The 19,914-nt window shown below is 65.8% G+C and carries 14 protein-coding genes; 4 read left to right on the top strand and 10 right to left on the bottom strand.

The window, feature by feature from the left end; translation table 11 throughout:
- Positions 1-51 precede the first annotated feature (51 nt).
- Positions 52-393, bottom strand: coding sequence for a hypothetical protein (locus BTH42_RS36140; protein WP_075304346.1), 342 nt, complete (start codon positions 391-393; stop codon positions 52-54).
- A gap of 1,376 nt (positions 394-1,769) precedes the next feature.
- Here BTH42_RS36140 and BTH42_RS27650 point away from each other — a divergent pair.
- Entirely contained in the window at positions 1,770-3,206 is a 1,437-nt protein-coding gene (locus BTH42_RS27650; protein ID WP_075304347.1) for a sigma-54 dependent transcriptional regulator, read from the top strand.
- A 353-nt stretch (positions 3,207-3,559) separates the two neighbouring features.
- Entirely contained in the window at positions 3,560-6,241 is a 2,682-nt protein-coding gene (locus BTH42_RS27655) for a mechanosensitive ion channel domain-containing protein (protein WP_075304348.1), read from the top strand.
- Positions 6,242-6,286: 45 nt separating this feature from the next.
- Here the strand turns inward: BTH42_RS27655 and BTH42_RS27660 are convergent, their stop codons facing one another.
- The 9 genes from BTH42_RS27660 to BTH42_RS27700 all read right to left on the bottom strand — a co-directional run bounded on the left by BTH42_RS27660 (position 6,287) and on the right by BTH42_RS27700 (position 17,975).
- Positions 6,287-8,551, bottom strand: a complete 2,265-nt coding sequence (locus BTH42_RS27660; protein WP_075304349.1) for an ATP-dependent DNA helicase — start codon at positions 8,549-8,551, stop codon at positions 6,287-6,289.
- A complete protein-coding gene (locus BTH42_RS27665; protein ID WP_075304350.1) occupies positions 8,548-10,449 on the bottom strand; it encodes a VRR-NUC domain-containing protein in 1,902 nt (633 codons plus the stop codon). Before BTH42_RS27665 ends, BTH42_RS27660 begins: the two co-directional genes overlap by 4 nt.
- Before the next feature lie 83 nt (positions 10,450-10,532).
- Positions 10,533-11,117 (bottom strand): LUD domain-containing protein, encoded by a 585-nt coding sequence (locus tag BTH42_RS27670; RefSeq protein ID WP_075304351.1) that lies wholly within the window; start codon positions 11,115-11,117, stop codon positions 10,533-10,535.
- The gene (locus BTH42_RS27675; protein WP_075304352.1) at positions 11,104-12,507 is read right to left on the bottom strand and encodes a lactate utilization protein B; all 1,404 of its coding nucleotides are present in this window, start codon (positions 12,505-12,507) and stop codon (positions 11,104-11,106) included. The genes BTH42_RS27670 and BTH42_RS27675 overlap by 14 nt, the downstream gene beginning before the upstream one ends.
- Complete coding sequence (locus BTH42_RS27680) at positions 12,504-13,247, bottom strand: (Fe-S)-binding protein (protein ID WP_075304353.1); 744 nt, start codon at positions 13,245-13,247, stop codon at positions 12,504-12,506. Before BTH42_RS27680 ends, BTH42_RS27675 begins: the two co-directional genes overlap by 4 nt.
- A 156-nt stretch (positions 13,248-13,403) precedes the next feature.
- A complete protein-coding gene (locus tag BTH42_RS27685; protein WP_075304354.1) occupies positions 13,404-14,150 on the bottom strand; it encodes a FadR/GntR family transcriptional regulator in 747 nt (248 codons plus the stop codon).
- 126 nt (positions 14,151-14,276) lie between these two features.
- A complete protein-coding gene (locus BTH42_RS27690; RefSeq protein WP_075304355.1) occupies positions 14,277-16,037 on the bottom strand; it encodes a S10 family peptidase in 1,761 nt (586 codons plus the stop codon).
- Positions 16,038-16,233: 196 nt separating this feature from the next.
- Positions 16,234-16,755 (bottom strand): hypothetical protein, encoded by a 522-nt coding sequence (locus BTH42_RS35650; RefSeq protein ID WP_178392250.1) that lies wholly within the window; start codon positions 16,753-16,755, stop codon positions 16,234-16,236.
- Between the two features lie 44 nt (positions 16,756-16,799).
- The gene (locus BTH42_RS27700; RefSeq protein ID WP_075304356.1) at positions 16,800-17,975 is read right to left on the bottom strand and encodes a pyridoxal phosphate-dependent aminotransferase; all 1,176 of its coding nucleotides are present in this window, start codon (positions 17,973-17,975) and stop codon (positions 16,800-16,802) included.
- Between the two features lie 115 nt (positions 17,976-18,090).
- Between BTH42_RS27700 and BTH42_RS27705 the strand changes: the two genes are divergently transcribed.
- Complete coding sequence (locus BTH42_RS27705) at positions 18,091-18,501, top strand: energy transducer TonB (protein ID WP_075304357.1); 411 nt, start codon at positions 18,091-18,093, stop codon at positions 18,499-18,501.
- Positions 18,502-18,823: 322 nt separating this feature from the next.
- On the top strand, positions 18,824-19,914 hold a 1,091-nt coding region (locus BTH42_RS27710), incomplete at its 3' end, for a type VI secretion system Vgr family protein (protein WP_143752224.1).

The raw sequence follows: 19,914 nt of genomic DNA on the forward strand, positions 1-19,914 counted from the left end.
AGTCACGACCTTCGCCGTGCCACGACCCGCAGCGCTGACTGCCGCCCCGGGTCAATCGCCGGAGTCGCAATCGGCGTCGCTGCCGGCGTCACGAAGGCCGCCAGAGGCGTTGCCGTCCTCGTCGCGCGGGCGCCGCGGCGGCATTTCGTACAGCGCGTCGCGCAACAGCTCGTGACGCAGCTCCGCCTGGCTCTTGCGCCGGAGCGCATCGGCCACCACCAGCGCCAGCAGATCGACCGACGAAGCCGCCGACTGCGCGAAGAAGCGCGCCCGCGACGCCGCCACATGGCGCCGATAGCCCAGCGCGGTAGCGCCCGCCGCGGCCGGACTCGCCGGCGCACCAGGAATCGCGGCCGCATGTGCTACGGCCGGCTTGCGAATCAGTTGTTTCATGACACCCCCCGATATCGGTCAGGATTGCGCCGGGTCCGGCCGTCTCGCGCCGCGCCCGCCGCCGGGCCAGGTCGCCGTGCCCGTGCCAATGCACGGACACGGCTCCCGGTTCACCTCGTACATTCGTCCCTCTATGGAGACTGTGGCCTCTCTCCTCGCTTCCTCGCGCCGGCTGGTCCCGGCCGGCGCGGCCCCTTGCATCGTGTCGGTGCGTCGCTCGCAAACGTTGTCTGCGCGTCACCTGTCGTTATCGACATCCTTTTCGCGTCCGGCGGACAAAAAAGTCGAAAAGGCAAAACGGCGAAGTCGCTCTCCTGTCGTCGTCGGTTAAGAATGCCGATATGCGATCCGCCATTCGCCCGTTTTTATCCGACATATAAATTACAAGGCCCCGCCGCGCACCCGCAAAACCTAATGGCTTCCCCGACCGGTCCGCGAGTCAGCTGTATTGCCGCCGCTCTTTTTTAATGGTGGTTTCCCCGTACCGTCGAGCTGGCGGCAAACATTTTTTCTGTGCGCACCTTATTGCAACGGTTATGCCAGGCCGAGCCGCAATCAGCGCGAAGCCGTGCGGGCCTTGAGTGGCCGCGACAGCCGCGCGAATGCGGCCGCCGCGCCGGCAAGTCGAACTCGCCGGGCCGCGCGCATTGATTCGTTCCTGACACGTGAATTCGCGGCAGCACGGTCGTGCGGCCCGTCCCGGCGGGCCACGGCGCGGCGACGCGGGGCTGCCCCCACGCGCTTTGCGCGGCACCGGCGGCAAGCGGCGCGAGTCGCGCGGCATGGCCAAAGCCTTATGGCTGCGACTGCCCGAACTGTCGCATGTATGAAACACCGCGCTTCGACACTTCTGAATTTATGTCACGCTTAAACCCGTCACCGATTGCAACGCAATGTGGGATGCTTCACATAAACGGGCTTGACTGCTTATTCATTAGTGGTCCATGCAATTCCGATAACGCAAACGTCATTTGTTTATCCATATTTGTTTGTATGGCGCTTCCCCGTCGTTTCGCTTATCGTTAGACCATGCGCCAATCAGAGCGCCTGTATCAGGTCAACGAGGCAACTCGCGGTTCAAGTGGTTTTCACGATTCGGGGATAAAGTCGCCGGGCAGTTTCAGCAATGAACGCTAGCGCGTCGCATTGCACGATTCGTCCGTCCTGTAGCGCGTTGCGGTTCGCGCCGCGCGCACCCTGTTTTGCGAGCGCCGCTGCCGTGAATGAAACGCGGCCGGATTGCCGTGAGCAGTGAGTGCCGCTCCAGTACCAGGCCCGCAGCCGCGCGAACGGAGCGGGCTGAGCCGGCTGGCTGTAAGCGGCCCGTCTGTCCAGTACGTCGCATCGCAGTCCTGCAGCATCGAACCGGGGGAACCATGACTACAACTTGCACGCCTGCCGACATGGAACGCACCGTTCTATACGTCGCGAATGCGCCCGACCCCAAACTCGTCGAGTTTCTGGCCGCGTCCGGGTGGCAGGCGGTGCACGCGAAAAGCACCGCGCTCGCCGAACGCATGATGGAGCGCGAGAACATCAAGGTCGGGCTCGTTCAGTTGCCCGAAGCATGCACGTCGCAACAGTTGTCCGCGCTCGCGCTGTGCATGCGGCGCGTCGAAACCAACTGGGTCGCGCAGATCGTGCCGGGCCAGACCGACAACGAACTCATCAGCCGCTTCATCCTCGATTACTGCTTCGATTTCGTCACCCAGCCGTGGCTGAACGAACGGCTGGTGTTCGCGCTCGGCCATGCGCACGGGCTGTCGAGCCTGCGCCAGCCGCGCGTCGCGCCGGAGCCGTCGCTCGGCCGGCACGGCATGGTCGGCCAATCGGAGCCGATGCAGCAGCTGTATCGGCGCATCGACAAATGCGCGGTGACCGACGCGCCGGTGTTCATCGCCGGCGAATCGGGCACCGGCAAGGAACTGACCGCGCGGGCGATTCACGAGCGCTCGCGGCGCGTGAGCCGGCCGTTCGTCGCGATCAATTGCGCGGCGATTCCGCCGAGTCTGTTGCAGGCGGAGCTGTTCGGCCATGAACGCGGCGCGTTTACCGGCGCGTTGCAACGCAAGATCGGCCGGATCGAAAGCGCGCACGAAGGCACGCTGTTTCTCGACGAAATCGGCGACATGCCGCACGAATGCCAGGCGGTGCTGCTGCGCTTCCTGCAGGAAGGCACGATCGAGCGGCTCGGCGGCAACGGGCCGATCAGCGTCGACGTGCGGGTGATTTCGGCGACCCACGTCGATCTGGACCGCGCGGTCGAAGACGGCCGGTTCCGCTCCGACCTGTATCACCGGCTGTGCGTGCTGCGCCTTATCGAGCCGCCGCTGCGCGAGCGCGGCGGCGACATCAAGCTGCTCGCCAACTACGCGCTCAGCATGTACAAGCAGGACGGCGCGCGCAAATTGCGCGGGCTGTCGAGCGACGCGATCGTCGCGATGTCGAACTATCCGTGGCCGGGCAACGTGCGCGAGCTGATCAACTGCGTGCGCCGCGCGGTCGTGATGAGCGAGGGCCGCTTCATCACCGCGAGCGACCTCGGGCTGCCCGAGGCGGAGAACGCGCCGGCCGTCACGCTGGCGGAAATCCGCAGCAAGGCGGAAAAGGATGCGATCGAACATGCGCTGCTGCGGCACGGCTACAAGCTGTCGGACGCGGCGGCCGAACTCGGCATTTCGCGCGCCACGCTGTACCGGCTGATGCACGCGAACCGGCTGCATCAGGAGCCGTCGGCCAGCCGCGCCGCGAACAGCGGCGGCGGCGCCGATGCCGACGACGAGGCGGAGCGGCACGCTTCGTCGCTAGCTTGACGGCGCCGGGGCGCGTCGCACCCCGGCCGCGCGCGACGGCCTGAGCGCCGCATCTCGAACCGCCCGCCGCGCCCGCAGCATCTCCTCCCAACGCCCAACCGGCTCCCCTCCCGCCGGACCCGGGCAGGCTTTGTGCTACCTTCCGACGAGCTTACCGGTCGTCATCGGCAATCCTTACAAATTGCCTTCGCCACTCACGACGGCCCTGCCGTATCGCTCTGAAACCCGCCCCGCCGCGCGTCGCCGCAGGAACTTGTGCGCGCCGCGCGGAGTCGGTTCTGGATCGCTTCGCTGAAACACGCGCGCCGTTCCGGCACAATCTTCCGCTTTCGCCTGCTCCCGCTTTACACCCTATGCAAAAATTATTGCGTGTCTGGTTCTTCGTTCTCCTGCTTGCCGGCGCGGCTCCCGCCGTCGCCGCGGCAGCGCAGACCACCGCCGCGACACCCGCTTCCGCCCCGGTTTCGCTGACGCCGGAACAGGCCCGCGAAGCGCTCTCCGTGCTCAACGATCCGAAGCGCCGCGCGCAGGTCGCCGATACCTTGCAGGCGATCGCCGCCGCCGGCGCATTGAGCGCGCCGCCCGCCGCCGCGCCGGCGGCCGCTTCCGCGCCCGCGCCGGCAAGCGGGGTCGCCGCGCTGGTGCCCGACGCGCTGAAATCCAATGGCCTCGCGTCACAGATCGCGCGTCAGGGCGCGCATTGGGCCGGCTATCTGGCCAGGTCGCTGCGCGGCTCGGTCGCCGCGTTGTTCGACGTCGCGTCGGTGCGCGCGTGGTGGAACTGGCAGATGCACAATCCGCAGGCCCGCTCGACATTGTTCGATGTCCTGGGGTCGCTGCTCGCCGCGTTGATTCCCGCGCTGCTGCTCGAATGGATCGTCAAGCGGCTGTTGCGGCGCGCCTATAAGGCGATCGCCGCGCGCCGCGAACTCGGCTTGCAGGACGACAGCGACGACGCGCAAGCGTCGCAGCCGCCATCGAAACAACAGCTCGCCCCGACCCCGACGCCCGCCGCGCCGCTCGAACACGTGCCGACCAGCACGCCGCCGCTGCCGCCGGGCGTGACGCTGCCGCCCGCGCTCGAAGCCGAGGCGCAGGCCGTCGCGACCGGTCCGGCCGCGCCGTATGCCGCGCATCTGAGCCCGTCCGAACGAGGCCGCGCGAAAGAAGCCGAAGGCAAACGCAACGCGACCCATCACTGGACGCTGCTGCAACGTCTGCCGCGCGCGCTGCTGATCACGCTGGTGCGGCTGGTGCCGCTCGCGGCCTTCGTCGGCGCGGCGAGCGCGCTGATGTCGTTCTTCACCAGCAACGGCACGCCGCAGGACCGCGCGCTCGATGCGCTGATCGACATCTACGTGCTGTGCCGCTGCGTGGCGATCGTCGGCGCGTTCTTCCTGCAACCGAGCGCGCCGCGTCTGCGCCTGCTGCGCATGAGCGACGCGTGGGCCGCGTACGTGCTCAGGTGGATCGTGCGGATCGTCGGTGTGGTCGGCGCCGGTGTCGCGCTCGCCGAGATCGCTTTGGCGCTCGGCCTGAACGACGCCGCGCATCTCGCGCTGCTGAAGGTGGTCGCGCTGGTCGCGCACGTGCTGATCTCGATCCTCGTGCTGCAATGCGCGAAACCGATCGCCAACCGGATTCGCAAGCGCTTCTCCGCGCACGAGTCGCTGCAGATGTTCGGCAACGCGCTCGCCGATGCATGGGCGTGGGTCACCGTGGTGATCGTGATGGCGCTGTGGTTCGTATGGGCGTTCGACGTGCAGAACGGCTATCACGTGCTGGTCAACGTCGGCGGCATGACGCTGGCGGTCCTGATCGGCGCGCGGGTCGTGTCGATCGTCGTGTTCGGCGCGCTCGCGCGGATCTTTAATGTGCAGGACGAAGAATCGCGCTCGCTCGTGCATCAGCACGCGTACCGCTACTATCCGCTGCTGCGCCGCGTGATCGGCTGGCTGATCGGCATCGTCACCGCGCTGCTGCTGTTGCAGGCGTGGGGCATTCACGTGGTCGAGCTGTTCCGCGCCGGCACGATCGGTCACCGGCTCGCGTCGGCGCTCGCGACGATCCTCATCGCCGCGGTCATCGCGCTGGTGGTCTGGGAGGTGGTCAACGTGTCGGCCGAGCGGCGCCTCGATAACTGGACCAGCCGCGGCGACCTGGTGCGCGCCGCGCGGCTGCGCACGCTGATGCCGATGCTGCGCAGCGCGCTATTCGTTCTGATCGCGCTGATCGTCGTACTGACCGGCTTGAGTCAGCTCGGCGTGAATATCGGGCCGCTGCTTGCGGGCGCGAGTATCTTCGGCGTCGCGCTCGGCTTCGGCTCGCAGAAGCTGGTGCAGGACTTCATCACCGGCATCTTCCTGCTGATGGAAAACGCGATGCAGGTCGGCGACTGGGTCACGCTCGCGGGCGTGTCGGGCACCGTCGAATATCTGTCGATCCGCACGGTGCGGCTGCGCGGCAGCGACGGCTCGCTGTTTACCGTGCCGTTCAGTTCGGTGACGACGGTCAACAATACCAATCGCGGGATCGGCAACGCGGCGGTGCGCGTGAATATCGTGTTCGGCCAGGACGTCGAACGCGCGATCGACACGCTGAAGGAAATCGGCGCGTCGCTGCGCGAGGACGAGAAGTACAAGGACGGCATCCTGTCCGACTTCGCGTTCTGGGGCGTCGATGCGGTCGACGGTTCGGCGGTCACGCTGGCCGGTCAGATGCAGTGCCGCGACACCTCGCGCTGGGGCGTGCAGCGCGAATTCAACCGGCGCATTCTCGAACGCTTCAGCGAACGCGGCATCGAGATCGCCAATCCGCAGCGGCAACTGCTCACGTGGGATCCGGCCAGCAAGGCGGCCAAGGTCGTCTCCAGCGCGCCGCGCCCGCTGCCGCATCCGGCCGACGAAACCGCTACGGACAAGGACGACACCCACAAGGGCGACGCGCCGGTCGACGATCAGATTCCGGTCGATCCGACGCCGGCCGGCGGTCCGGGCACGCCGGGCAATCCGGGCTCGACGTCGCCGCACGCGTGAGGGTCAAGGCTGGCGGCGGCCTGAACCGTTGATCCGGGTTCCTGATTAATCCACCCGCCACCAACCCGGCAACAACCTGCGCACCTCGGGCCGGCGATAGCGGTCGTCGATCAGATGCACGACGCCGCGATCGTCCTCGGTGCGGATCACCCGCCCCGCCGCCTGCACGACCTTCTGCAAACCCGGATACAGGTACATGTAGTCGTAGCCGTGGCCGAAGCGCGCGTCGAGCGTGCGGCGCATCTGCTCGTTGACGTCGTTGATCTGCGGCAGGCCGAGCGTCGCGATGAACGCGCCGATCAGCTGCTGACCGGTCAGGTCGATTCCCTCCGAAAACGCGCCGCCGAGCACCGCGAAGCCAATCCCCTCGTTCATGGTCTTAAAGCGCGCGAGAAACGCGTCGCGCGCGGCTTCGTCCATGCCGGGCTCCTGGGTCCAGACCGGCAACTCGGGATGACGCTCGCGCAGCAGCGCGGCCACCTGCTGCAGATAGTCGAAACTGCTCAGGAACCCCAGGTAGTTGCCGGGCTGCGCGCGGTACTGCGCGGCGATCAGTTCGACGATCGGTTCCAGCGAGCGCTCGCGGTCGCGCCAGCGGGTCGACACATGCGCGGCCACCCGCACCTGCAACTGCTCCGCGCGAAACGGCCCTTCAACGTTAAGCCACTGCGTGTCGCCGGCGAGGCCCAGCGTGTCGCGATAGAAATGCTGCGGATTGAGCGTGCCGGAGAACATCACCGTGGTGCGCGCGGCCGCGTAGCGCGGCGCCAGAAACGATGCGGGAATCACGTTGCGCACGCATAGCGTCGCGGTGGTCTTGTCGCGCGGCGCGTAGCGGTCGGTGCCGAGCGTCACGTCGAACATCGAGTGTTCGCCGAACTGTTCGGCGAGCGCGACGAACTGCATCGCGTCGAAGAAAAAGCGCAGCGCGTGCTCGTCGATCGAGAGCGGCGCGTCGGCCAGTTGCTCGGTGACCGCGCCGATCAGATTCTGCGCGGCCGTCAACAGCTTGGCCGGCACGGCCGGATAGACCTGATAGCGCTCGGTCTGCGCGCGCTTGAGCGCGTTCCATTCGCGCTGCAGCCGTTCTAGCGGCTTGCGCAGCGCGGCCGGCGCGCTGGCGCGCGCGAGCCGGAACGCGCTTTGATCGAGCGACGCGCTGTACATGCGGCGCGCGCGTTCGAGCAGGTTGTGCGCTTCGTCGACCAGCACGCCGACGCGCCACTGATTGAGCTGCGTGAGCGCGAACAGCATCGCGCTGCCGTCGTAGTAGTAGTTGTAATCGCCGACGATCACATCGGCCCAACGCGCCAGTTCCTGCGCCAGATAGTACGGACAGATCTCGTGCGCGAGCGCCGCGTCGCGCACCGCCGCGCGATCGAGCCGCGGCGACGCCAGCGCGGTCACGCGCGCCGCGTCGAGACGGTCGTAGAAGCCGCGCGCGAGCGGACAGGATTCGCCGTTGCAGGCCTTGTCGGGGTGCTCGCAGGCTTTGTCGCGCGCGACCAGTTCCAGGGTTCGAAGCGGCAGCGCGGGCGAGTTCCGCTGGAGCGTATCGATCGCCTCCAGCGCGAGCGCGCGCCCCGGCGTCTTCGCGGTCAGAAAGAACACACGGTCGAGCCGGTCTTCGCCGCACGCCTTCAGCAGCGGAAACAGCGTCGCGACGGTTTTGCCGATGCCGGTCGGCGCCTGCGCCATCAGCGGCTTGCCGTCGCGTGCGGCCCTATAGACGGCAACCGCCAGCTCGCGCTGACCATGCCGGAATTGCGCATGCGGAAACCGCAACGCGGCGAGCGCCGCATTGCGCGCGGCGCGATGCGCGTCCTCCTGCACCGCCCAGTCGAGAAACCGTTCGCACTGGTCGACGAAAAAGATTTCCAGCTCGCGCGCGTCGTGCGACTGCGTGAGCACGGTTTCCTTCTGGCTGCCGATATCGAAGTACACGAGCGCGACGGTCAACCCGGCGAGCCCGCGCGCGCGGCATAGCAGATGCCCGTACACGAGCGCCTGCGCCCAGTGCAGCGCGCGATGATTGGCCGGCATCCGGTCGAGATCGCCGCGATAGGTCTTCACTTCTTCGAGCCGGTTCGCGAGCGGATCGTAGCCGTCCGCGCGGCCGCGCACCGTCAAGGAGCGATGGCTGCCGCTCAGCGCGAGTTCGCTTTCGTAACCGGCGGCTCGCCGCCCGGCGACCATCTGATGACCGGCGATCCCTTCGAGCGAGGTCGGCGCGGGCGTGAAGCGCAGATCGAGATCGCCGCGCCGCGCGGTGAATTCGCACATCGCGCGGACCGCGACCACGTAGCTCATGTGCGGCGCTCCACGATGGTTGATGCGCCTGCGCTCGCCGCGGCTTCGCGGGCCACTTCGCCAGCGGTTCCGCGCGCGGCGTCGGGAGCGACTTCATGCTCGGTTCCGTGAGCGGCTTCATCGCCCGTTTCGGCCCAACGCACGTCGATCACGCGTACCGGCATCCCGTGCTGCGCGCAGTACGCGAGCCAGCGCACCTGGTTGTCCTGCAGACGATCGCCGGGGCCCTTCACCTCGATCAGTTCGTAGCGACGCTCGGCCGGCCAGAAGCGGATCAGATCGGGCAGCCCCGAGCGGTTGCCGCGAATGTCGCGTAACAGCCTCTCGAACCACAGCTTCAGATGCGCGGCCGGCAGACAGTCGAGCGCCAGCGCGACGAGTTCGGGCGTGAGCAGCCCCCAAAACACGAACGGCGATTGCAGCCCGGCCTTGTCGCGCAGATGCCGGGCAATCGTGTCGCGATACGCGTCGCTATCGAGTTGCGCGAAACACGCGGCGAATTGCGCGGCGCGGCGCGCGTGAAAATCCGGCGCATGCAGATCGGCCGGTCCGCGCTGGAACGGGTGGAAAAACGCGCCGGGCAGCGCCGCGAATACCGGCTCCCAGCACAACAGGCCGAACAGCGAATTGATCAGCGCATTCTCGACGTAATGCACGGGCGCGGTCTCGCTGCTCAGATGATCGCGCACCACGTATTCGACCGCGAGCGGCGTGGCGGGCTTCGGCAGCACCAGCGTCGCGCGTTCGACCGGCCGCGCCGCCACCGCGCGCGGCGCCGGCTCGCCCAATTTGCGCCGCAGCCGCGGCAACATTCGCGCGACCCGCTGCGCTTCTTCTTCGCTCTCCGGCGCGGCCGCCGCCTGCACCGCGAGCGCGAACGCGTCCGCGCATTGTTCGCTGCGCTCCAGCACGCGAATCCGCCGATGCCGCGCGCCCGGCCACGCGCACACTTCATACACTGCGAGCGCGGCGGACCACCGCTGGCGACGTTCGCAATCCTGACCGATGCCGAATAGCAGCTTCGCACGGCGCGTTTCGAGCCACGGGTTCGCGGTTTCGATCGCGCGGACGGTGGCGATCAGTTCGTGCAGCGCGGCGGCGGCGCCGCCTTCGCCTTCGCCTTCGCCTTCGCCTTCGTCTTCATGCGGCAGCCAGTCGAGCGCTTCTCGGCACGCGTGCAGCGCGAGATATACGTCGACGTCCGCGCGTTGCTGGAACGCGCGCGACGACGGTTCGAGCGCGACTTTCTCGTACTGGAAGATGCCGAGATCGGCGAGCACGAATTCCGTCCAGTCCTGATGCAGATTGCCGAAGAACATCAGCCGCAGACGCTCGCACAGCGGCGCGATCGCGACGTGCAGCACGCGGTCGGTGCTGGCCTCGTGCCAGCCGGCGAGCGCACGCGGCGCAGCAGCGGTCGCGTCGCGGCCACGGTGGGCGCCATGGCCGTCGTGACTTTCGTGCTGATGCAGCGCGTGCAGCGTGGCCAGCAGTTCCGGCTTACGCAATGCCTTCGCGCCGGGAATTCGCGCGATGCTCTCCGCGAAAATCTCCAGCAATTGCGCGCGGGTGCTGAGCGCGAACAGTTCGTCGAGGGACAGCGGCGGCTCGGGGTCGATCCAGCCGTGCACGGTTAATGGCTGCGCCGCCTGCAATGGACAACCGATCTCTTCGTAGACGAGGCGGCTCGCGCGAAACAGCGTGCCCTCACGCATCAGCATGCGCACCAGCAACGCGCGCGACGCCTGCGGCAACACCGCGAAGGTTCGCAGAAACGCGTGTTCGTCGGCGTCGAGCAGATCGTCGTAACGCGCGGCGAGCCATGCAAGCGCGCGCTCGAAATTGACCAGGTAGTAAGGGACTTCGGAGCGGAACTCCGGGAAAGCAGCGGTTGCCACGGGGTTTTGCAGGACCTGTATGTTTATACAGTGATGATAGCAAAGTCCGGCATGGCAACCGGCGCCGCTTTAAGCGGCGAGCGTCAAGCCGCCAGCCACGCCACGGTCAACGACCGCACCCCCTGCGCGCCGCGAATCAGCACCCCTTCGATATCGGCGGTCGCCGACGGTCCGGTGACGAGCGCCGCATAGCGGGCGCTGAGAAAATCGTCGCGGCGATAAACGTCCTGCAAGCCGTCGAGCAGTTGCGACGGATCGAGCAGCACGACCAGATGCTGGACGATATAGCCCAATGCATTGACCACGTACTCGCGTTCGCTGAACCATACGGAGCCGGTCTCGGCGACGCCGAAACGCGCACGCACGACGCCCACGTCGACGTCCTGCAACGACGCGGGATCGGTCGCGGCGGAAATAGCGCGGGTGCCCGGCACTTCCGCCACCGCCGATGCAATCGATGCGTCCGCGCCGAAGCGCTCGCGAATCAACTCGCTCACGTCGCTCGCGTTCGCCGCTTCGACACAGCTGCCGCCCATCGTCTGCAACGCGGCCGTGAAACGCTCGCGCAGATCGCCGCCGCGCGCGTCGAATAGCGGCACATCGGGGCGCGGACGTCCCACCGGCTGCGCGGCGCGTACTTTGGCAAGAAAGTCCTCACGCGTTGTCATCGCCGCCTCCGCGATTCTTCTTGTACCACGCATGAAAAGTCATTTTCGGCGCGTCGGGCAACTCGCGTTGCCGCCCCCAGATGTTCAGCGGGTTATATAGAACGAAATTCGGCAGGCGCCGCAACGCGCTGCCCATCGACGCGACCGTCGCGCGATACAAGGTCGGACTCGCGAGCAATCGCCCCGCCATCTTCAGTACTTCCTGTTTCACGAACGGCACTTCATGATGCTCGGCAATCACCGCGCGCCATTTGTAGATCTGTTCGTGGATATTGATCTTCACCGGACACACGTTCGTGCAACTGCCGTTCAGCGTCGATGCGAACGGGAGCGCGCTATAGCGTTTCAGATCGAAAGTCGGATTGATGATCGCGCCGATCGGCCCCGAATAGGTGCCGCCGTACGAAAGCCCGCCGCTGCGTCGATAAACCGGACAGGTATTCATGCACGCGCCGCAGCGAATACATTTGAGCGAGTACCAGAAGTCCTCCATCGCGAGCCGCTCGGAGCGGCCATGATCGACGAGGATGTAATGCATCTCGGTGCCGGGGCGCGGCGCGCGGAAATGCGACGTGTACTGCGTGATCGGTGAACCCAGCGCGCTGCGCGACAGCATCCGCACGAACACGCCGAGATCGGCCACTTTCGGAATCAGCTTCTCGATGCCGATCGACGCGATATGCAGCGGCGGCACATTGGCCGACAGATCGGCATTGCCTTCGTTAGTACACACAACCACGGTGCCGGTCTCCGCGACCGCGAAATTGCAGCCGGTCATCCCGGCGGTTTTCTCGCGCACGAAATACGGTCGCGTATTCATTCGCTGACTTTCGGCCAGATAGTGAATGTCGCTATTGTGCGGATCGGTGCCGATGGTGCGGCCGAACAGTTCGGCCACGTCCGCGCGCAGTTTGTGCACCGCGGGCACCACCATATGACTCGGGTCCTGATGATCGAGCTGCTGGATGCGCTCGCCGAGATCCGTTTCCATCACCGTGATGCCGCGCGGTTCGAGGTATTCGCGCATCCGGCATTCGTCGGTGAGCATCGACTTGCTTTTCACCAGCGTGGTCATCCCGCGCTCGGACATCAGCCTGTGAACGATCGCGTTGTGCTCTTCGGCGGTCGCCGCCCAATGGACGACCACGCCATTCGCTTCGGCCGCGGCGGAGAACTGCTCGAGATAGTCCGCCAGATGCGACAGCGTATGTTCCTTGATCCCCGACGCGAGCGCGCGCAAGGTTTCCCATTCGGCGATTCCGTGCGCCTGCGCATCGCGCTTCTCGCGCAGATCCCACAACCGCCGGTCGTGAAACGCGACGTGCTCGGTCTTCTGGATAAACGCACCGGCCGCCTTCGCGTGATCGATGCGCGGTTCGCGTCCGCTCATACGCGCGCTCCATTGAGAACCTGCGCGATATGAATAAAGCGCGCGTCGGCCTTCATCCGTTCCGCGCAGCCTTGCTGATGCATCAGACACGACATGTCGCCGGACACGATGTATTCGGCGCCCGCGTTCAGATGGTCGCGCACCTTGTCCTGCCCCATCCGCACCGACACCGCCTCTTCGGTCACCGAGAACGTGCCGCCGAAACCGCAGCATTCGTCAGGCCGTGCCGGCTTCACGAACTCGATTCCCTTCACGCCTTCAAGCAAGGTGCGCGGCTTCGAAAACGGCACACCCGCGATTTCCGACGCCGACGCCTGCTTCAGATGACGCAGCGCGCTGCAACTGGTATGCAATCCGACCCGATGCGGAAACTCGGCCCACGGAAATTCGCGCGCGCCGACCACGTCGTGCAGAAATTCGACCAGCTCGTACGCACTCGCGCGCACCTTCTTCACTTCGTCGGTCTGTTCGAGGGCGGTCAAATGTTCGCGCACGTGATGGATGCAGCTCGCCGACGGACCGACGATGTAGTCGTAGCCGGCGAAGTTGCGCGCGAACAGGCGCTCGGTCGCGGCGGCATCGGCATGCGCGCCGCTATTGCCCATCGGCTGGCCGCAGCAGGTCTGCTGCTGCGGATAGTCGACCTCGATGCCGAAACGCTCGAGCAGTTCGAGCGTCGCGATGCCGACTTCGGGATAGAACGCGTCGATAAAACACGGGATAAACAGCGCGACTTTCATAGCTTCCGGTGGGGAAAACAACGGCGGGGATCGTGACCGCGCAGCGTGTGGCTAGACTGGTCATGTTGGTCTGACCAAGACTATAGAAAAGTCCGATTGGGGTGTCAATCAGGAGCAATCGGGTGTCAACCCGCGCCGGCGCTTGGGCCGGCCGGCTCAGGACAGCGCGCTGCTGACCGGCTTCGCCGCATCGTCCTTGTAAAGCTCGCGCACGAAGGCCAGATGGCGCTCGGCCGCCTTGCGCGCTTTCGGCGCGTCGCGCGCGATCACCGCGTCGTAAATCGCCTGATGCTGGTTCATCAACTGCTTTTCCATCGCGGCGTCGTAGTCGATCAATCGATGATACTGGCGCATCCCTTCGCGAATCAGCGTGTGAATGCCGTGCATCACGTGCGCGAGCGCCACGTTGTGCGTGGAGTCGGCGATCGCCAGGTGAAACGCGGCGTCGAGTTCGGCGAGATTGGTGCGGTCGCCGGCCTGCGAAGCGGTCTTCAACGCGTCGAACGCGGCGCCGATTTTCTTCAGATCGGCGGCGGTCGCGCGCTGCGCGGCGTACACGGTCGAGATCGCTTCGAGTCCCTGGCGCAGTTCCAGAATGTCGGCGCTGGTGCGCGGATTTTGCAGCAGCAGTTCGGCGAGCGGCTTCGAGATGATCGGCGCGGTCACGTCGACGACGGTAAAACCGCCCCGCCCCGAGGTTTCGATATAGCCGTCCGCTTCGAGCCGGATCAACGCTTCGCGCAGCGACGGCCGCGACACGCCGAGCTGCGCGGCGAGATCGCGTTCGGCCGGCAGACGGTCGCCGGGCATCAGCGTGCCTTCCGAGATCAGTTGCTTGATCTGGTCGGATACCACGTCGGAGAGGCGCTTGCGTGCGAAGGACGGGATCGGGGTAAATGGCATGGGGCAGCAATCGGTGAAGCCGGTGGACGGAGCGGCCGGCGGCGACGGCAGCGGCGCGGCGGCTCCACAGTGCGTGGAATTATAGCGTTCGACCGCGCGCGCCGATCGTGCGCAACGCGTGCCCGCTCATTGACCTGGCGCGCTGTAGAAACTCACCAGATCGCGCTTCAGCGCATGCAGCGCGGCATCGTCGAGATAGACCATGTGGCCGGTCGGATAGTACGTAATCCGTACATTCTCGCGCAGCGTACGGTCGAGATCGAGGTGCGAGAGCGCGTATTCGGTCGCGTAGAACGGCGTGGCCAGATCGAAATAGCCATTCAGCGACAGCACCCGCAAGCGCGGATTCTGCCGCATCGCTTCGGCGAGATCGCCGCCCGCGTACGGCAATTGCAGATGCTCGCCCCACCATTCGCGATGCTTCCAGTCCCACTGCCGCAATGCGTCGTCGTTGAATACGCGGTAGCGGTCCGCCGGCGTGTAGTGCAGATCGTCGGCCAGATGCTGGTGAAGCGCCGCGTTGAACGCGTTCGCGACGCTGCTTACCGATGCGTCGAAGTCGGGATGCTCGGAGGCGGCGTCGGCATCGATGCCTTCGAAACGCGCGTCATAACGGCCAACGCTGCGCGCCTCGTCGCGCAGCAGTTCGCTGCGAAAGCGGGACGGGTACAGCCGCAGATGGTTGCGCTTCACGAAGCCGACATCGAGCCCGGTAAAGTACGCGACGCGCGCGGCGATCGCGTCGCGCTGCTCGTCGGGCAATGCATCGCCTAGCGCGAGCGCCTGCGCATACGGACCGCGCGCAAACGCGCGCGCTTCGTCGAGGAAGGCCGGCAGGTTCGCGGGCTTCGGCGCGACCTTGTCGTGATACCACGCGATCGCCGCGAAACTCGGCAGATAGCTTTCGCTCTTGAAATCGAGGCCCGGCGAGAACGCGGCCGAATCGAGCACCGACGACAGCAGAATCACACCGTTCAGCGCGATATTGTTCTGCCCCAATTCGTAAGCGAGCATCGCCGCGCGCGCGGTGCCGTACGATTCGCCGAACAGATACTTCGGCGAATTCCAGCGCTGATTGACCGTCAGATAGCGGTCGATGAATTGCACGAATGCGCGCAGATCCTGATCGACGCCCCAGAAGTCCTTGCCGCTGCCATGCCCGACCGGTTTCGACAGACCGGCGCCGATCGCGTCGACGAACACGAGGTCGGTGGTGTCGAGCAGGCTGTCGGGGTTGTCGGCGAGCGTGTACGGCGCGGGCGGCGTGCTGGCGGGGCTCGCGGTGCGCACCCGCTTCGGTCCGACCGAACCCATCAGCAGGAACAGGCTGCCGGCGCCGGGGCCGCCGTTGAACAGGAAGGTGACGGGGCGCGTCGCTGGCGTTTTCGTCGGCACTGTGTACGCGACGTAAAACATACTCGCGTTGGCCGCGCCGCTTTTGTCGTGCAAAAGCAGATTGCCGGCGGTCGCGGTGTAGTCGAGCTTGCGGCCGTTCACGCGCAGCGAATGAGTTGTGACGCTTGAGGTTTCCGGCGGGACCGGCGTGGCTGCGGTGGCTGGGGACGACGCTTTGCTGTCGTGGTGCGGGTGGTCCGTTGCGTTCGGAATGTCCGTCGGCGGCGGCGCGGCTTGCGGGTCTGCGTGAGAAGACGCGCGCTTTCGTGGCTGGTTCGCTGAACTGCTGCGCGGCGCAGCGCTCGCGTCTGAGCCTGGGTTGCTGGTGACTGCAGAATCGGAGGCCGCAGAGGACGAACCAACCTGCGCCGCAGCCGGCGCATCCGCCTGCTCCGCTGCCCTACCCGCTTCACCGAATGCCGCAAGACTGCAGGCACACAGTAGCGCCGTCAGCGGCGCCCGACACAACGAAAAACAAACGCGCTTGGCCATAAAGTATTCCGTCATGAGTCGACACGCGCCGAAGCGCAACACAGCCGCTTCGACAACCCGCCCGGCGCTCGATTCCTGACGCAAGTTCACGCGCCGTCAATTGCCCTCGTTGCGGTGCGTCGCAGATTACAAATCGCTTGTTTCGCCGCTACAGCACGCTACGCGACGCTACCGGACGCGACCCGCAACGCGCGCGCTACTCGTGGCAGAATCGAAGCCGCTTTCGTCGCCAGCCCGGAGCGCATTCATGGTCCAACCGGTAACAGACGCATTCGACGCCGCCGCGCTGATCCCCGGTTTTCGCGCGCCGCAACTGCCGCACGGCGAAGCCGACGGCCCGGCTCTCGATGCCGCCGACCACACGATGCGCCACTGGACCAGCGCCGCGAGCGGCGCGCTGATCCCCGGCTCCGACGCGCACCGCCGCGAAATGTGCCGGATGTTTCGCGAAACCTTCAATCCGTATCGCCCGTCCGTGCTCGCGTGGCCGCAACTCGAAGCGGCGACGTTGCAACGCATCGTCGCGCTGCCGATCTGGGACATCGCGGTGCAGACCGAAGGTCGCACGCGTCTGCGGATGGCCGCGTACGCGGCGACGCTCGACGACCCGGAACTGCGCGACGCGCTCGCGCTGAATGCATGGGAAGAAAACCGCCACAAAGAAATCCTGGCGCGGATGGTCGCCGCGTACGGGATCCCGCTCGCGAGCGAGCCGCATCGCGGTTCGCTCGCCAGAAAGGCTGATCCGCGCGACGCTAACCGTTACGCTCGCAACTGCTCGACAAACCTCGCAATCCGCTCGCACGCTTCGAGCAACCGCGCGTCGTCCACCACCAGCCCCAGCCGCACGAAGCCGCTCGCGGTGTCGCCGAACGCACTCGCGTCGAGCACCGACACGCCCGTCGCGCGAAACAGCCGCCACGTGAACTCGGTGGTATCGAGCCCGGTGCCGCTGACGTCGACCATGATGAACATGCCGGCCTCGGGCAGCAGACAGCGCAACCCCGGCACCCGATGCAGCCGCTCGAACACCACGTCGCGCCGGCGCCGGTATATGTCGCGGATTTCGCCGACGATCGCCGCCCGGTTCTGCACCGCCGTCAGCGCCGCCTGCTGGATAAAACCAGGCAGGCCGTACAACATCGCCAGCGCGAGCCGTCCCATATGTTCGATCAGCGTCTCCGGACCGATCGCCCAGCCGACCCGAAAACCCGCCATCGCATGCGACTTCGACAGACTGCCGAGCGTGACCGTACGCGCGGCCATCCCCGGCAGCGAGGCAATGCTCACGTGTTCGCGCTCGAACGTCAGTTCCGCATAGACCTCGTCGGACAGCACCCACAGGTCGTGCTCGTGCGCGAGGCGCGCGATCCGTTCGAGATCGGCGCGTTGCATCACCACGCCGGTCGGGTTGCATGGCGTCGCGAAGAAAATCGCCCTGGTGCGCGGGGAAATGGCCGCTTCGAGCGCGTCGCAGTCGACGTGAAACGCGCGCGCCGGATCGACCGGCACGGCGACCAGCGTCGCGCCGGCCGCGCGCACGCAGGCCTCGTAGGTCAGGTACATCGGTTCGGGGACGATCACTTCGTCGCCCGCTTCGAGCAGACACAGCGAGACCGCGAACACGCCGTTCTGCGCGCCCGCGGTCAGCACCACGTTGGCGGCGCTGACGTCGCAACCGGTCGCGCGCGCGTGTTGCTCGGCGAGCGCCGCGCGCAACGGCTCGCGGCCGGCGATCGCGGTGTAATGGGTATCGCCGGCGCGCAACGCATCGATCGCACGCTCGACGACCGGCGCGGGCGTCGCGAACTCCGGGTCGCCGACGCTCAGCACGATCACGTCCTCGCCGTTGGCGGCCGCCTGGGTCGCGACCCGATGAATTTCCCATGCCGACGTGCGCCGCCCCTGCAGCCGCTCGACCAGATTCGAATACTTCATTGCGCTCATCCGTGTGGTGGTTGAACCGCTGGGTTGACCGTGACGCGGCGGTGGAGCGATCATCCACGGCACCGCGACTCGCCAATGTAATGGCGGTCCGGCGAAACGTCCAGAGATGGCAAAAGGATCCGGTAAGATCCGCGCACGCTACCCAACCAAAATTATGCGCAAACTGATCGCAAGCACGGCCGCATTGACCCTCACACTAACAGGCTGCGCACAGCCGCGTCATCCCGATACGCGAATCGATTGCCTCATCCAGGCGCCCGCGTATCCTCTGCTATCGCGGGAGCACGGCGAAACGGGCACGGCCGCCGTCAAGGCGACGGTCGATGCAGACGGCCGCCTCATCAGCGTCACCATCGCGCATAGCAGCGGCCACACGAAGTTAGACGAGGCCGCGTTAGCCGCGATGCGCGGATCGACCTGCAAGCCTCTTTACAAAGGTGGCGAGCGAGTACCGTTCACGTTCACGCAGCCCTATCGCTTCGCACTCGGGGAGCAGTCGCCGCTTCATCCGCAGTAGTACCCGGCTCAGACCGCGATACCGGCATCGGATCGAAGGGGGCCGTCCGAGCCCGTTATATTTCCTGATGGCCCGCATGTCCTGCGGGCTTTTTTCGCTTCGATGTCGCTATGCGCGTGCTGACACCTGCACGCCACACCAGAATCATCACCTCCTGACAATAAATAACGCATTTTCAGACTTTACTGATTTGAGGCGGATTGGTTCACAGGGTAAAAGCCTTGAGGGTCTAAGTTAGTCCCTCATCGCGGCCGTTATCCTCCTTTGCAGTTCCTCTGCGCCAGGCCGCTCCTCTAAAAAGAATCAGTAAGGAGACCGGTCTATGGCGGAGCTGCAACGCGCACTGCCCGCGGTGCCAGGACGGCAGGCGTACCACTTCAGCGTGCCCGGTACAGATGCCTCATTGGCGCTCTCGGTCGTCTCGTTCACGGCCACCGAAAAGATGGGGGAACCCGTCGTTGTCCATATCGAACTGACGCACCCGCAGCAACTACCGCGCGCCGATTTTCTGAACCGCGATGCGGTGTTCAGCATCGTGGCCGACGATGGGAACGTGCGGAAGTTTTCGGGATTCATCGCGCGGTTCTCGACGGTACGGAACACGAAGGAGTTCACGAAGTACGAAATTATCCTCAAGTCGCACTCTGCCCGACTGGAAGCGGTGACGCGCAACAGGATTTTCCAGCAAGCCACCACACCCGATATTCTGGCCGCCGGTTTGCGCGCCCACGGGCTGCGAGAACATCAATTCCTGTTCCCGCTACGCAGGCAGTATCCCCAGCACGCGTTTCGCATGCAGTACGGGATGACGGATTTAGATTACGGCCACATGCTCCAGGAGAAGGCCGGAATCTTCAGCTATATCGTCGAGACGGAATACGGCGACCAGAAGGCCTATGGCGACGATATCGATCACTATATCTACGAACCGCAGCTTGTCGTGCCCTATCGCGAGGCGGCCGGGCTAGAAGCGGGCGGCGTCGAGGCGATCACGTCACTGAAGACGCACACGAAGACGGTGCCGCAATCGTTCGTGGTCGCGGATTACAACCCGGACGCGGCCTGGGAACGCTTTCGCGACGAAGCCAACGTCGTCCCGCAAGACGAAACTACTTACGGTCACGCGTATGTCTATGGCACGCATCACCTCGACCAGGCGGGCGCAAAGTGGGAAGCGCAGTTGCGCCACGAAGCGGCCGTCGCCCGCCAGGTAGTCTATGAGGGCGAAAGCAACGTCCTTGCATTGCAGTGCGCACGCGTGCTGGAAATGGACGAGGTTTTGCCCGATGCGCCGAAAGGCATGGTTATTATCGACATCACGCACAGCGGCGCGCGCGACAAGCCCTATTCAAACTCATTCAGGGCGATCCCCGCCGACCGGCGTTTCCGTCTGGAACTGGAGCCGGAAAAATG

This window comes from Burkholderia sp. SRS-W-2-2016 (assembly GCF_001931485.1).
In the GTDB taxonomy this organism is placed as follows: Bacteria; Pseudomonadota; Gammaproteobacteria; order Burkholderiales; family Burkholderiaceae; genus Paraburkholderia.

Excerpts from the sequence above, each read along its gene's own strand:
- BTH42_RS36140 (WP_075304346.1), bottom strand. The coding sequence starts at position 393 with ATGAAACAACTGATTCGCAAGCCGGCCGTAGCACATGCGGCCGCGATT.
- BTH42_RS27650 (WP_075304347.1), top strand. The coding sequence starts at position 1,770 with ATGACTACAACTTGCACGCCTGCCGACATGGAACGCACCGTTCTATAC.
- BTH42_RS27655 (WP_075304348.1), top strand. The coding sequence starts at position 3,560 with ATGCAAAAATTATTGCGTGTCTGGTTCTTCGTTCTCCTGCTTGCCGGC.
- BTH42_RS27660 (WP_075304349.1), bottom strand. The coding sequence starts at position 8,551 with ATGAGCTACGTGGTCGCGGTCCGCGCGATGTGCGAATTCACCGCGCGG.
- BTH42_RS27670 (WP_075304351.1), bottom strand. The coding sequence starts at position 11,117 with ATGACAACGCGTGAGGACTTTCTTGCCAAAGTACGCGCCGCGCAGCCG.
- BTH42_RS27675 (WP_075304352.1), bottom strand. The coding sequence starts at position 12,507 with ATGAGCGGACGCGAACCGCGCATCGATCACGCGAAGGCGGCCGGTGCG.
- BTH42_RS27680 (WP_075304353.1), bottom strand. The coding sequence starts at position 13,247 with ATGAAAGTCGCGCTGTTTATCCCGTGTTTTATCGACGCGTTCTATCCC.
- BTH42_RS27685 (WP_075304354.1), bottom strand. The coding sequence starts at position 14,150 with ATGCCATTTACCCCGATCCCGTCCTTCGCACGCAAGCGCCTCTCCGAC.
- BTH42_RS27690 (WP_075304355.1), bottom strand. The coding sequence starts at position 16,037 with ATGGCCAAGCGCGTTTGTTTTTCGTTGTGTCGGGCGCCGCTGACGGCG.
- BTH42_RS35650 (WP_178392250.1), bottom strand. The coding sequence starts at position 16,755 with ATGCGGCTCGCTCGCGAGCGGGATCCCGTACGCGGCGACCATCCGCGC.
- BTH42_RS27700 (WP_075304356.1), bottom strand. The coding sequence starts at position 17,975 with ATGAAGTATTCGAATCTGGTCGAGCGGCTGCAGGGGCGGCGCACGTCG.
- BTH42_RS27705 (WP_075304357.1), top strand. The coding sequence starts at position 18,091 with ATGGCAAAAGGATCCGGTAAGATCCGCGCACGCTACCCAACCAAAATT.